This is a genomic window from Paenibacillus sp. EKM301P, from assembly GCF_011800295.1.
In the GTDB taxonomy this organism is placed as follows: Bacteria; Bacillota; Bacilli; order Paenibacillales; family Paenibacillaceae; genus Paenibacillus; species Paenibacillus polymyxa.
Map to the genome: position 1 here is coordinate 67,393 of NZ_JAALFM010000008.1, position 12,296 is coordinate 79,688.

At 49.7% G+C, this 12,296-nt stretch carries 11 protein-coding genes; 4 read left to right on the forward strand and 7 right to left on the reverse strand.

Annotated elements, in window-relative coordinates:
- Positions 1 to 37: 37 nt before the first annotated feature.
- Together xylB and xylA are read right to left on the reverse strand one after the other, a co-directional pair.
- On the reverse strand, positions 38 to 1,561 hold the full coding sequence (xylB, locus tag HFD99_RS18525; protein ID WP_025365845.1) for a xylulokinase: 1,524 nt from the start codon (positions 1,559 to 1,561) through the stop codon (positions 38 to 40).
- A gap of 56 nt (positions 1,562 to 1,617) precedes the next feature.
- The gene (gene xylA, locus HFD99_RS18530; protein WP_025365846.1) at positions 1,618 to 2,934 is read right to left on the reverse strand and encodes a xylose isomerase; all 1,317 of its coding nucleotides are present in this window, start codon (positions 2,932 to 2,934) and stop codon (positions 1,618 to 1,620) included.
- 135 nt (positions 2,935 to 3,069) lie between these two features.
- Here xylA and HFD99_RS18535 point away from each other — a divergent pair, with 135 nt between their 5' ends.
- Positions 3,070 to 4,242, forward strand: a complete 1,173-nt coding sequence (locus HFD99_RS18535) for an ROK family transcriptional regulator (protein WP_025365847.1) — start codon at positions 3,070 to 3,072, stop codon at positions 4,240 to 4,242.
- A gap of 89 nt (positions 4,243 to 4,331) precedes the next feature.
- On the opposite strand, the gene HFD99_RS18540 is transcribed toward HFD99_RS18535, so the two are convergent.
- Together HFD99_RS18540 and trxB are read right to left on the reverse strand one after the other, a co-directional pair.
- Complete coding sequence (locus HFD99_RS18540; protein WP_013373091.1) at positions 4,332 to 4,562, reverse strand: glutaredoxin family protein; 231 nt, start codon at positions 4,560 to 4,562, stop codon at positions 4,332 to 4,334.
- A 55-nt stretch (positions 4,563 to 4,617) separates the two neighbouring features.
- A complete protein-coding gene (gene trxB, locus HFD99_RS18545) occupies positions 4,618 to 5,559 on the reverse strand; it encodes a thioredoxin-disulfide reductase (protein WP_016820315.1) in 942 nt (313 codons plus the stop codon).
- Between the two features lie 281 nt (positions 5,560 to 5,840).
- Here trxB and HFD99_RS18550 point away from each other — a divergent pair, with 281 nt between their 5' ends.
- Positions 5,841 to 6,572, forward strand: a complete 732-nt coding sequence (locus HFD99_RS18550; protein ID WP_013373094.1) for a ZIP family metal transporter — start codon at positions 5,841 to 5,843, stop codon at positions 6,570 to 6,572.
- A gap of 81 nt (positions 6,573 to 6,653) precedes the next feature.
- On the opposite strand, the gene HFD99_RS18555 is transcribed toward HFD99_RS18550, so the two are convergent.
- Both HFD99_RS18555 and HFD99_RS18560 read right to left on the reverse strand, forming a co-directional pair.
- Positions 6,654 to 7,115, reverse strand: a complete 462-nt coding sequence (locus tag HFD99_RS18555) for a hypothetical protein (protein WP_017425975.1) — start codon at positions 7,113 to 7,115, stop codon at positions 6,654 to 6,656.
- 10 nt (positions 7,116 to 7,125) lie between these two features.
- Positions 7,126 to 7,680, reverse strand: a complete 555-nt coding sequence (locus HFD99_RS18560; RefSeq protein WP_019688620.1) for an NAD(P)H-dependent oxidoreductase — start codon at positions 7,678 to 7,680, stop codon at positions 7,126 to 7,128.
- Positions 7,681 to 7,815: 135 nt separating this feature from the next.
- Between HFD99_RS18560 and HFD99_RS18565 the strand changes: the two genes are divergently transcribed.
- Together HFD99_RS18565 and HFD99_RS18570 are read left to right on the forward strand one after the other, a co-directional pair.
- A complete protein-coding gene (locus HFD99_RS18565; protein ID WP_016820318.1) occupies positions 7,816 to 8,451 on the forward strand; it encodes an HlyD family secretion protein in 636 nt (211 codons plus the stop codon).
- Positions 8,452 to 8,460: 9 nt separating this feature from the next.
- Positions 8,461 to 9,984 (forward strand): DHA2 family efflux MFS transporter permease subunit, encoded by a 1,524-nt coding sequence (locus HFD99_RS18570; RefSeq protein ID WP_016820319.1) that lies wholly within the window; start codon positions 8,461 to 8,463, stop codon positions 9,982 to 9,984.
- A gap of 163 nt (positions 9,985 to 10,147) precedes the next feature.
- On the opposite strand, the gene HFD99_RS18575 is transcribed toward HFD99_RS18570, so the two are convergent.
- Complete coding sequence (locus tag HFD99_RS18575) at positions 10,148 to 12,130, reverse strand: heavy metal translocating P-type ATPase (RefSeq protein ID WP_039269306.1); 1,983 nt, start codon at positions 12,128 to 12,130, stop codon at positions 10,148 to 10,150.
- Positions 12,131 to 12,296: the final 166 nt, after the last annotated feature.

Here is a 12,296-nt window from a genome sequence, read left to right on the forward strand (position 1 = left end):
CGAAGCCGCTTCTCATTTACGCTCAAAGCTTACCATATTACCGATAGACCGCCAAATGCTCACTTAGCTCCCGTGTGTGTAGATACACTTCACGGTATAGCTCGTATAAGCCTTCATATTGTGCCACACGTTCTGGGTTCGGCGAATATCTTGCTGCTTCACGCAGAAAAGCTTGAGCGCACGCTTGCAGCGATTCAAACCACCCGCTACCATAGGCAGCCAGCATAGCTGCTCCCAAGGCAGGTCCCTGCTCACTTTCCAGCTTGACGATATCCGTGTTAAAAATATCGGCCTGCATTTGCAGCCATGCCTCATTACGCGCTCCGCCGCCGATGGAAATCACTTCATTCACCGTTTTGCCTGTGCCTCTAAGAATATCAATGGATTCCTTGAGTGAAAACGTAATTCCCTCCAGTACCGCTCGTGTAAAATGCGCAAGCTTATGCCCTGCATCCATCCCGATAAAGCTGCCTCGAATAGTTGCATCCGGATGAGGCGTACGTTCGCCTACGATATAAGGCGTGAACAGCAGCCCGCGGCTGCCCGGCTCGACCGAGTTCACATCTTCCAACAATGCGTCAAAGGAATGTTCTGGCGCAAAGGTATCCTTAAACCAGGTCAAGCTGTATCCAGCCGCGAGTGTAACTCCCATGATATAATAAGCATCCTGCTCACTATGATTAAAAAAATGGGCTCGCCCCTGAACGTCGATATCCTTGCGTTCCTCATAGGAAAGCACAACTCCTGAGGTGCCGATGCTGCACAAGGTGCGGCCTTCGCTCAAAATGCCAGCGCCAATCGCGCCACATGCGTTGTCTGCTCCACCTGCATAGACCTTGGTCTCAGACGAAAGCCCGCTCTGCTCCGCAATCTCCGGCAATAGTGTACCCGTCTGGTCAAAGGATTCCACCAGTGGCGGGAACAGCGACAGCGGCAGATCAAACGCAGCAGCGATCTCTTCGCTCCACTGCTTGTTCGCGATGTCCAGCAGTAATGTGCCCGCCGCATCCGAATACTCCATCGCCAGTTCTCCTGTGAGACAGTAGCGTACATAATCTTTGGGCAGCATAAAATGGGCCGCACGAGCCAGCACGTCTGGCTCATGCTCCTGCACCCACAGCAGCTTGGGCAGCGTGAAGCCTTCCAGCGCGCGGTTGCGCGCAATACTTAGCAGCGCTGGCCCGAGCTGTTCTTCAATACGGCGGCATTGTGCCGTTGTGCGCGTGTCATTCCACAGAATAGCCGGACGAAGCACTTGGCCTTCCTTGTCAGTCAGCACAAGCCCGTGCATCTGCCCCGAAAAGCTAATGCCGTCCACAGCATCTGTTCCGGCGATTCCAGCCTTCTCCACAAGCTGTTTCAGTGATGCTAACGTGCCACTGACCCAGTCCTCAGGATGCTGTTCGCTATACCCTGCTTTCGGCTGATGGAGAGGATAGGACTGTGAGGTTTCATAAGCCACTTGCCCCTTGCGGTTGACCAGCACCGTTTTAACTGCGCTGGTACCCAAATCCACGCCGATGACATAACGCTCCTGCTCCTGATTTAGCTTCTCCTGCATTGGAGTTCCTCCTTCCCTTTATCGTGAAATCCTTATTTCATATATAAGCTCTGGCATTAATCAGCCAAAATGTATTGATTTAATGTTGCTTTCAGATATTCCTGACGACCGGATACGTTTTTGCGTGGTGCTTCGTTCGCCAGAGCATATTCAGCCAAGGAAGCAAGCGTTGCTTTTCCAGATACGATATCTGCTCCAATGCCTTCCTTAAAGCTGCTATACCGCTTCTCAATAAAGTCCTCAAACACACGATCCTCGATCAGTTTGGCGGCTACCTTTAGCCCTTTCGCATACGTATCCATACCTGCGATGTGAGCGAGGAACAAGTCTTCTGGCTCAAACGATGCTCTGCGCACCTTGGCATCAAAGTTGATACCGCCACGGCCCAGACCTTCATTTTGCAACACTTCATACATGGTTAGTGTGGCATCATACAGATCAACCGGGAATTCATCCGTATCCCAGCCCAGCAGCAAATCGCCTTGGTTGGCATCTAGGGAACCCAACATGCCGTTAACCCGTGCTACACGTACTTCATGATCAAAAGTATGACCCGCCAAGGTTGCGTGGTTAGCTTCCAGATTCAGCTTGAAATGCTGATCCAGATCATATTTTTGCAGGAAGGCAATCGTCGTCGCTGCATCAAAGTCATACTGATGCTTGGTTGGCTCCTTCGGTTTTGGCTCAATCAGGAACTGAGCGTCAAAACCGATTTCACGCGCGTAGTCCACAGCCATATGGAACATCCGTCCCAGATTGTCCTGTTCCAACTTCAAATCTGTATTCAGCAGTGTTTCGTAGCCTTCACGGCCTCCCCAGAATACATAGTTATCTGCGCCCAGACGTTTGCCCACTTCCAGTCCTTTTTTAATTTGAGCAGCTGCGTGTGCGTATACATCTGCATTGCAAGTTGTCGCAGCTCCATGCAAATAACGTGGATGGCTAAACATGTTCGCCGTGTTCCACAGCAGCTTTTTCCCCGTAGCCTTCATGTGCTCCTCAATCAGATCCACGATGGTATCCAGATTGCTGTAAAATTCCTTCAGTGACGCGCCTTCAGGTGCAATATCCACATCGTGGAAGGCGAAATAAGGTAAATTCAGCTTATCCAGCAGTTCAAAGGCAGCTTCCACACGTGCCTTCGCCAAATCTAGTCCGGTAAACTTGGACCATGGACGTTCCGCAGTCTCTACTCCAAAAGGATCAGAGCCACCTGCAACCAGCGTATGCCAATAAGCCATACTAAAACGCAGATGCTCCTCCATCGTTTTTCCCGCTACCATTTCCTGAGGATTATAAAATTTAAATGCAAAAGGATTATCGGATTGCTTGCCCTCGAATTTAATTTTAGATACTTGTTCGAAATAAGCCATTATAAGTTCCTCCTTTATAGTAAACGTTTACAAAAACGATTCTAGCACAGCCAAGAAACTTTGTCTATTGCTTAAACTAAGTTTATTTTTATGATATAATAACGGGAATTACATCAACAGGAAGTGAAAATAACCGTGAATGTTACTGGCGATCAGGCGCTTGTCAAAAAGCTGAATAAATCCATTGTATTGGAGCGAATCCGCCTTCATGCCCCTCTATCCCGGGCACAGTTATCCAGTCAAACCGGATTAAACAAGGCCACCGTGTCCAACCTGGTTGCAGAGCTTATCACCGATGGATTGGTGTATGAGACAGGATTAGGAGAATCCAGCGGTGGGCGTAAACCTTTAATGCTGCTGTTCAACAGCCGTGCAGGCTTTGTGCTCGGTATCGAAGTTAGCGTACAGTACATCAAGGGTGCTCTGACCGATCTGGCAGGTACCATTGAAACAGAGCTTACCCTTTCTCTAACCCAGCATGATCCTGACTTTGTCATCGAACAAATCCGTAAGCTCGTTCAGAAGCTCATGCAGGTCACTCCTCCCTCCCCTCACGGTATTGTTGGCATTGGGTTGGGGGTACCGGGTATGGTGGATGAAACCGGAAATGTTTTATTCGCACCCAATCTGGGCTGGGAAGAGGTTCCGCTGCGTCAACAGCTTGAGACAGAGCTGGGTCTTCCCGTAGTGGTGGATAATGAGGCCAACGTCGGTGCACAAGGTGAATTGTACTATGGTATGGACGCCGATCATCGGCAGCTTGTGCGGGATCTGGTCTACATCAGTGCAGGCTCTGGGATCGGGGCCGGAATTATTATTGATGGCAAGCCGTATCAAGGGGCTTGGGGATACGCGGGCGAGAGTGGACATATGTCCATAGACTGGAACGGGCGCCTCTGCTCGTGCGGCAGCCGAGGCTGCTGGGAGCTGTATGCTTCGGAGAAAGCGTATGTAGCATCCGCATTGAAATTGCCTGCACATAATACAGCGGAATTACTCCCGTTTGCCCGGCAAGGTGATGCGAGTACATTAAGCGTCCTTGGTGAAATAGGGCGCTATTTAGGTGTAGGTATTACCAATATTGTGAACAGCCTCAACCCCGGCATGCTTATCATTGGCGGTCCACTTGCGGAAGCCAGACCTTGGTTGGAGCAAAGTATGCGTACAGTGATCGAAGAGCGGGCCCTGCCCTATCACCGTCGGCAATTACAGATTCGTTTCTCCACGCTTGGCAGCCGTTCGACGATGCTAGGTGCTGCCTATGCTGCAACGGCTCCTTTTCTCGGGCGTGTACGTGTATCTTTGTAAAAGACCAAAAAACAGGCCCCCGTCGCAGTATGCAACTGCGGCGAGGGCCTTGTTTAAACCATATGAAAATCACATGCTGTTAGGCTGGATTAAGCGTTCAACACTTTTTCAAACTTGGTTTTGTTCATACCGGAAATACGTTCTTCCCCAATCAGAGTCAATGGAACGGCACGAATGCCCATATCCCAAACCTCTTGCGCAAAAGCTTCATTGGTTTCAATGTTGCGTTCTTCGTATTCGACGCCTTTTTCAGCCAGGTAGCTTTTTACTTGACGACAATGCGGGCAGTTTGTAGATGTGTAAACTATTGCTTTTTCCATGAATATCACCTCATCATTTATTTTGTTACATCATATTTATACACACTTGCAAGTATTACAGGGCCAGTGCACTGTGCTCCAGACTTTCAATGTATTTCTCGCTGTCCATAGCAGCCATACAACCACTACCTGCTGCGGTAATCGCTTGTCTGTAGCGTGTATCCTGTACGTCGCCACAAGCGAATACGCCAGGCACGTTTGTTTCGGAAGTACCCGGATTAACGACGATATAACCGTTCGCATCCGTTGTAATTTGTCCCTCAAGGAAGCCTGTATTCGGATGATGTCCAATCGCCACGAATACGCCGCTCACTGTAATGATTTCCTCTTCACCTGTTGCATTGTTCAGCACTTTCAAGCCAGTTACTCCGTTTTCGTCTGCAACTACTTCTACAGGAGTACGATTGAGCGCCCATTCAATTTTGCTGTTCGCACGAGCACGATCCTGCATAATTTTAGAAGCTCTCAATTCTTCACGACGATGTACCAACGTTACTTTGGAGGCAAAACGAGTCAGGAAATTAGCTTCTTCCAGTGCAGAGTCCCCACCACCGATAACAACGATTTCTTTGCCACGGAAGAAGAACCCGTCACAGGTAGCGCAAGTGCTCACGCCGCGTCCGATGTTATCCTGTTCACCGGGAATCCCCAGGTATTTGGCAGTCGCCCCTGTGGAAATAATCAGCGTATCGGTAACCAGTTCACCCAAACCTTCTACATCCAGTGTAAATGGACGAGCAGTTGTGTCTACCTTGTTCACCCAGCCTGTGCGGAATTCAGCGCCAAAACGCTCCGCTTGCTTACGCATATTATCCATCAAATCGGGTCCCATGATTCCTTCAGGAAAGCCTGGAAAATTCTCAACTTCTGTAGTCGTGGTTAATTGTCCGCCTGGCTGCGGTCCTTCGATCACCAGCGGGTTCATATTAGCACGTGCCAGGTAAATAGCGGCGGTCAAACCGGCAGGGCCGGTACCTATAATAATGGACTTGTACATATCTTGGTTCCTCCTAAAATATCATAAGTATTATATAGCGAGTTTTCGGTACCGGGCGCTGGGCTGCTGCATATACTCTAAAAGTACTGCTGGCAGAAGCTCATCCCAAAAAGTGGACACCCGGATGTTGTAAAAACGAATCACTTGTTTTATAGCTTTTTATGACTTAGACTGATTCTAAATCCTAATTTCATTATGCGGAAAGAGCTGTAAACAGTCAAATGAAGTTTTCATGAAGCGAAGCTTAAAGATAAATGAGGTATGGAGGGATTATCCCGATTATGAATGACGTTTTCGTAGGTAGCTTAATTTCTGCCTTGTCCACTGGACTCGGCGCCGTGCCTATTCTGTTTATGCGTAATATCACACACCGGCTTCGTGATGTTCTGCTGGCTTATGCCGCAGGAATTATGACCTCTGCATCGGTGTATAACCTGATTCCAGAAGCGATACAGCATTCCAATTGGTTCGTGCTGACTGCGGGGATTTTGCTCGGTTGCCTCGTATTACTGGTGATGGAAATGTATATCCCCCATGCCGATTTGGAGGACCCGGATTCCAAAACTTTTCAATTGGAGTCCAAATCTTTTCTCATCATCGCAGCTATTACGTTGCACAACTTGCCGGAAGGGCTCTCTGTTGGGGTCAGCTACGCGAGTGAGACTCAGAATCTAGGCAATCTCATTGCCTTCTCTATCGGTCTGCAAAATGCCCCGGAAGGCTTTATTGTAGCGTTATTCCTGGTGAATCAAAACATTGGGCGTTTCAAGGCATTGGGCATTGCTACCCTAACCGGGGCTGTGGAAATCATCACCAGTCTGATCGGTTTTTACTTGAGCAGCTGGGTGAACGGACTGGTGCCGTATGGCCTTGCTTTTGCCGCCGGGGCTATGATGTTTATCGTTTACAAGGAACTGATTCCCGAAAGTCACGGGGACGGTAATCAGCGAATCGCTACATTCTCCTTTATTCTCGGCTTGATTACGATGATCGGGCTAACCGAATGGCTATAGCCGTGCAACACAAAAAGGCTGTCTTCTGCCTGTATTCCAGACAGTAAAGCAGCCTTTTCGTCATGTTCAAATGAAGGGATCTCATTTTTTTCGGTTCATGGAACGCAGTGCTTCACGATACTGCTCGTCCTCACTTTTGGAATTCTCCTTCTCTCCATTAGAGAGTCGGGAATGTCCATCCTTTTCTTCGTCCTTTCCAGCAAAACCACGCAAAGCCGCACGATAATCCTGGTCCCCGTAGGCACCTTCTGTATTCTCGCGATCTTTCTCCACCTTTATATCCGTTTGGATATCAGGCAATTTGTGCTGCTCCTCTGCACGATGTTCTTCAACGCTCGAATTCTTAGGCTGGATCTCTCCCGTATGCTCCGTCAATTCATGCGCCTTGGGTTCCACCTGCACAGGATAAGGACGTTTGCTTCTTTGCCGGGATTCCTCTTGGTTGGGGCGATTCTTGGCCGAGGACTTGCGCGTCATCTTCGTATTAAATACCAGCAAAAAGATAAAGGCAACCACAGCTACTACAATAAAAGCAATGGTCATCGGCGGCCTCCTATTCTCTTTCGGCGTTACGGTACCGTCCCGCCATCTCAGCGACCCGTTTGCCCAAAGAGCGACCTAACGCAAGATCATCCCCCGTTGGAAGGTTGGGCGGCCCATCGGGGTCTGTCTCCACCGGACATGTTACCCCTACGCCGTAATAGGAGCCGTAGAGCGCATTCTCTGTGATGCTAGCGGGCAGGCCTACAATAATCATACCTTGATGAAGCATTGGAGTAATCAAATTCAGTAGCGTTGATTCCAATCCACCATGGACGGTAGCGGTTGTGCAAAACACAGCCCCGATTTTGTCCACTAGCTTGCCCTGCGCCCACAGATACCCCAGCCTATCAATCCAGCTCTTCAGACCGCTACTGATGGTACCAAAATGACCCGGGCACCCCCATATGATCGCATCTACGCTTACAAGCTCATTCACATCGGCCTCATTCACATGTTTTAGCATCACTTCTGTGTGATCCAGGCGTGCCCCTTCTGCGATCGAGCGAGCAAGACGTTCGGTATGTCCATTTTCACTGTCATATACAATCATAATTCTGGTCGTCATTATGCACATCATCCTTTGTCAGCAAGATCATCCTTTTGGCATACGCTCTTAACCTTTCCCAAAACCCATCTGAATATTATGAATCGTTTGACGCATACTTTGAACATCCAAAAATACTAGGGAGGCATGCACAATATGAATTCGCGCGCCATATTAGTTAACCTGCTGGTAATCATCATTATTCTGGCAGGAGGTGGAGCCGCCGCCTATTACTACAATCAGTCCGCCAACTACATAAAAACCGATAATGCCCAAGTGAGCGGACAAGCGGTTACCGTTGCCTCTCCAAGCGCAGGCAAGCTCACAGGTTGGAATGCTGAAGTTGGTAAGACGTACACCGCTGGCAGCACGCTGGGCAGTGTTGAAGGAGGCGGAAGCCGAATTAGCGTTACGATTCCAACTGATGGTACCGTTGTGCAGCAAACGGCTGTCAACAACTCGATAGTCGGGGCGGGTACACCTTTAGCGAAAGCCTTTGATCTGAACAATCTTTGGATTACTGCCAATATAGACGAAACGGCCGTGCAGGATCTCCAGGTAGGTCAGACCGTAGACGTGTATATTGATGCTTACCCGGATACGTCCCTGAGCGGTAAGCTCGAAAAGATCGGTCTGGCGACCGCCTCCACCTTTTCACTGCTGCCTACTTCCAATACCACTGCCAACTATACCAAGGTGACGCAGGTCGTGCCTGTTACCATTTCCATTCAAGGTTACAAGGGGCTGGGAATTATCCCGGGAATGAGTGCGACGATCAGAGTTCACAAGTAGGAGGCTGTCATGGATCAAAAAATGTCCGTCGGACGCATTCTGTCCGTGCTGCTGCTAGGCGCCTTCATTTCGATTTTGAATCAAACGTTGCTAAACGTGGCGATTCCGCACTTGATGAATGACTTCAATGTGTCTGCCACAACCGTTCAATGGCTATCCACCGGATATATGCTGACCAACGGGATTTTGATTCCAATCACCGCTTTTCTCATTGAGTCATTCGGGACACGTGCCCTGTTCATATCCGCGATGGGGTTATTTACTGCCGGGTCTGTCGTCTGCGCTGCCAGCACCGGCTTCGCGCCTATGCTGGTTGGACGCGTGATTCAAGCCAGCGGTGCGGGCATCATCATGCCTGTGGTGATGAACGTGTTCCTGACTGTATTTCCTCCCGAAAAACGGGGGGCTGCTATGGGAACCATGGGGATCGCCATGATGTTTGCTCCGGCGGTAGGACCCACTTTATCTGGCTGGATTGTGGAGCACTACAGTTGGCGGCTGCTATTTTTGTTAGTAATTCCGCTGGCGATCATTGATATTCTGTTTGCTGTGCGCTGGCTCAAAAATGTGTCCAAGCTGACAAAACCGCATTTTGACCTGCTGGGAACCATTTTTTCCACCCTTGGTTTTGGCCTTCTGTTGTATGGCTTTAGTTCAGCTGGAGACAAGGGCTGGAGCAGCAATACAGTTATACTCTCGCTCGCTTTTGGGATCGTATTTATTGTGTTTTTTGTCGTGCGTGAGCTGAACATGTTGGAGCCTATGCTGGAATTCCGTGTATTTAAATATGATATTTTTACCGTATCTACGCTGGTTGGGGCTACGGTCAATATGACCATGTTCGGCGGGATGCTGCTACTGCCGATCTATTTGCAAAATATACGCGCCTTTACACCGCTGCAATCCGGTCTGCTGCTGTTGCCGGGTGCACTGCTGATGGGTGTGATGTCACCGATATCAGGGGCAGTATTCGATCGTATTGGCGCGAGACCGTTGGCGATCATCGGGCTAATCATTACGGCAGTCACGACATGGGAATTCAGTCTGCTGACCGATGCCACCACCTATGGACATATTATGATCATCTATACGATTCGCAGCTTCGGGATGTCACTGCTGATGATGTCCGTCCAGACGGAAGGGCTCAACCAGTTGCCTCCACATCTCGGCAGCCATGGTACTGCCATGTCCAATACAGTACGGCAAATCGCCGGATCTATCGGTACCGCTTGGCTCATTACTGTAATGAGCAGCCGGACTACGGTTCATATGGCAGATTATGCGAATGTCGCTACCACAGCCAATGCCTCTGTAACGGAAGGCGTATCACAACTGGGACAAACCCTCGCACAAACAGCGGGTATTTCTGCGGAAAGCGGCTCTGCACTCGCGATACAACAGGTATACGGAAGGGCTGTTACAGAATCGACGATCCATGGTATTAATGATGCCTTCATCATTGCAACCGGAATTGCACTGGCGGGATTACTGTTTTCCCTGTTCTTGCGGCGGTCTACACCGCGTCGTAGATAGGCGTACAGCAGTCGCGATTAGAAGTATGAGATAAACTTTGCCTTGCATACAAAATAGACTAACACTACCAAAGAAAGAAGGAGCATTCATCCCCCTTGGATGTAAGAGGGTTGAATGCTCCTGACTGTTTGTAATCTTGTGATTTGTGAATTGGTTTATAGTCTTATGACCGCAATAAGCGCAGGCCGTTCAAAATGACAAGCAGTGTACTACCTTCATGCCCAATGACCCCAAATGGCAGGGCTATATTTTGCACAAAATTACTGATCACCAGCAGCACAATGACACTTACCGCGAAGATCATATTTTGTTTGATCACTCGCTGCGCCTTGCGCGCCAGTGATATCGTCGGAGCAATCTCCTCAATTCCGTCGTTCATTAGCACCACGTCTGCAACCTCTAGCGCTGCTCCACTGCCATGCATCCCCATGCCTAGCCCTACGGTTGCTGCGGTCAAGGCCGGAGCGTCGTTCACACCGTCGCCGACCATGACGACATGCCCGTATTGCTCCCGCAACATGCGAATATGACTGACTTTGCCCTCCGGCATTAAGCCGGCATATACGGCGTCGACTCCAGCCTGTGCCGCGATCACGGCTGCCGTTTCCGGGCGGTCTCCGGTCAACATGACGACCCGAATCCCCTGTGCTTGCAGGCGTTTCACAGATTCTCGTGCCTGTGGACGCAGCTCGTCACGTAGCGCCAGCATTCCGACAATCCGATCATCCGCGAGAATGATGGATACGGTTTTGCCCTCGGCTTCCAGTCGTGCTCGACTCTCCACCCACTCTGGCTCAGTCAGAAGACCAGGTTCATCCAGCACGTTCGTGCGACCGATTTTCCATTTTACCCCACCTATAATGCCTTCCATCCCCCATCCGGTAAGGGCCTGCACTTGCTCGGCTGTGAGCAGCTCTCTCTGTCCCAATTCAGCTTCGGCTTTGGCTACAATCGCTCGCGCCAGCGGATGTAAGGAATAGCTTTCGATTGTCGCGACAATGTGCAATAGCTCATCAGCATCGTAATCTGGGGCGACAATCCAATCCGTGACCACAGGTGAGCCCTTCGTTAACGTGCCCGTTTTGTCAAAAGCAACAACCGAAGTTAATGCCATATTCTCCACATGCGCGCCACCTTTGAACAGGATGCCCCGCCGGGCACGATTGGAAATGGCCGATAGCATCACCGGCATAATGGATGACACGAGCGCACAAGGTGAGGCTACGACAAGGAACACCATCGCCTTGTAAAAAGCCGCTGCCCACGTCCAGCCTAATGCTAGGGGTGCACCCACAATGACGATCAGCGTGACGGCAACAACAATTCGGGCGTATACCGATTCGAATGTTTTAATAAACCGCTGGGAATCGGGAACCTCGGTCCGGGCCTCTTCTACCATACGAATGATTTTTGAAAATAAAGTATCTTCCGAGGACTGGCTGACCTCTACATATAGCACGCCTTCTCCATTAATGGTGCCTGCATATACTTCGTCACCTGCCTCTTTGTTTACCGGAACAGATTCCCCGGTAATGGATGCCTGATTCACGGCTGACACGCCCTTGGAGATTCGACCGTCCGCCGGAATTAGTTCGCCGGGCTTAACCAGCAGCAGGTCGCCTGGTAACAGCTGCTCAATGCCAACCGTTTCTGTTCCGTCGTGAGACAAGCGCAAAGCCGTTTCCGGTTTCAACGCCATGAGCTCGGAAATATCCTTACTGCTGCGCTCGGTGGTATAGCTCTCAAGCGCACCGCTGAGTGCAAAAATAAAGATCAGCATGGCTCCTTCATTCCAGTAGCCAATGGCCGCAGCTCCTAAAGACGCAGCGATCATAAGTAAATTAACATCCAGATCATGTTCTCGGATCAGGGTTTCAATCCCTTCTCTGGCTTTGGACCAGCCTCCAAGGGCATAAGACACTACATAGAGAATGATGGATAGCCATTGCCACCAATGTGAGACTCCCCATGCCATCAGCATTAGCATTCCACTGCCTAGAGCAGCCTGCATCTCCTTATTTTTCAGCATGCTTTTGAGCTGAAATTGCGGTTTGCGATTGGGACCGGGTCGTCCGCTGCCACTGTTTTTTGAAAGTGTTCGGTTAGAGGGAGACAACGTATCTTGTAATCGTTGAACTGCTTGCATCTTGTCACGTTCCTTTCCATTTTTGGTTCCTTGTACTTGCATCTCATTGAGAATGATATCCATTGTTAAGTGCCCTAAAATAGCACATGCTGCTTCGGGAAGCCCGAAGCAGCATGTTTGGCAATGAGAATGATAATCATTTTTGCATCTATACAATTATTTTGCT

Bases quoted from the DNA above. Each gene is read 5' to 3' on its own strand.
- HFD99_RS18575 (WP_039269306.1), bottom strand. From the start codon at position 12,130: ATGCAAGCAGTTCAACGATTACAAGATACGTTGTCTCCCTCTAACCGA.
- HFD99_RS18560 (WP_019688620.1), bottom strand. From the start codon at position 7,680: ATGACGACCAGAATTATGATTGTATATGACAGTGAAAATGGACATACC.
- xylA (WP_025365846.1), bottom strand. From the start codon at position 2,934: ATGGCTTATTTCGAACAAGTATCTAAAATTAAATTCGAGGGCAAGCAA.
- xylB (WP_025365845.1), bottom strand. From the start codon at position 1,561: ATGCAGGAGAAGCTAAATCAGGAGCAGGAGCGTTATGTCATCGGCGTG.
- HFD99_RS18565 (WP_016820318.1), top strand. From the start codon at position 7,816: ATGAATTCGCGCGCCATATTAGTTAACCTGCTGGTAATCATCATTATT.
- HFD99_RS18570 (WP_016820319.1), top strand. From the start codon at position 8,461: ATGGATCAAAAAATGTCCGTCGGACGCATTCTGTCCGTGCTGCTGCTA.
- HFD99_RS18555 (WP_017425975.1), bottom strand. From the start codon at position 7,115: ATGACCATTGCTTTTATTGTAGTAGCTGTGGTTGCCTTTATCTTTTTG.
- HFD99_RS18540 (WP_013373091.1), bottom strand. From the start codon at position 4,562: ATGGAAAAAGCAATAGTTTACACATCTACAAACTGCCCGCATTGTCGT.
- trxB (WP_016820315.1), bottom strand. From the start codon at position 5,559: ATGTACAAGTCCATTATTATAGGTACCGGCCCTGCCGGTTTGACCGCC.
- HFD99_RS18550 (WP_013373094.1), top strand. From the start codon at position 5,841: ATGAATGACGTTTTCGTAGGTAGCTTAATTTCTGCCTTGTCCACTGGA.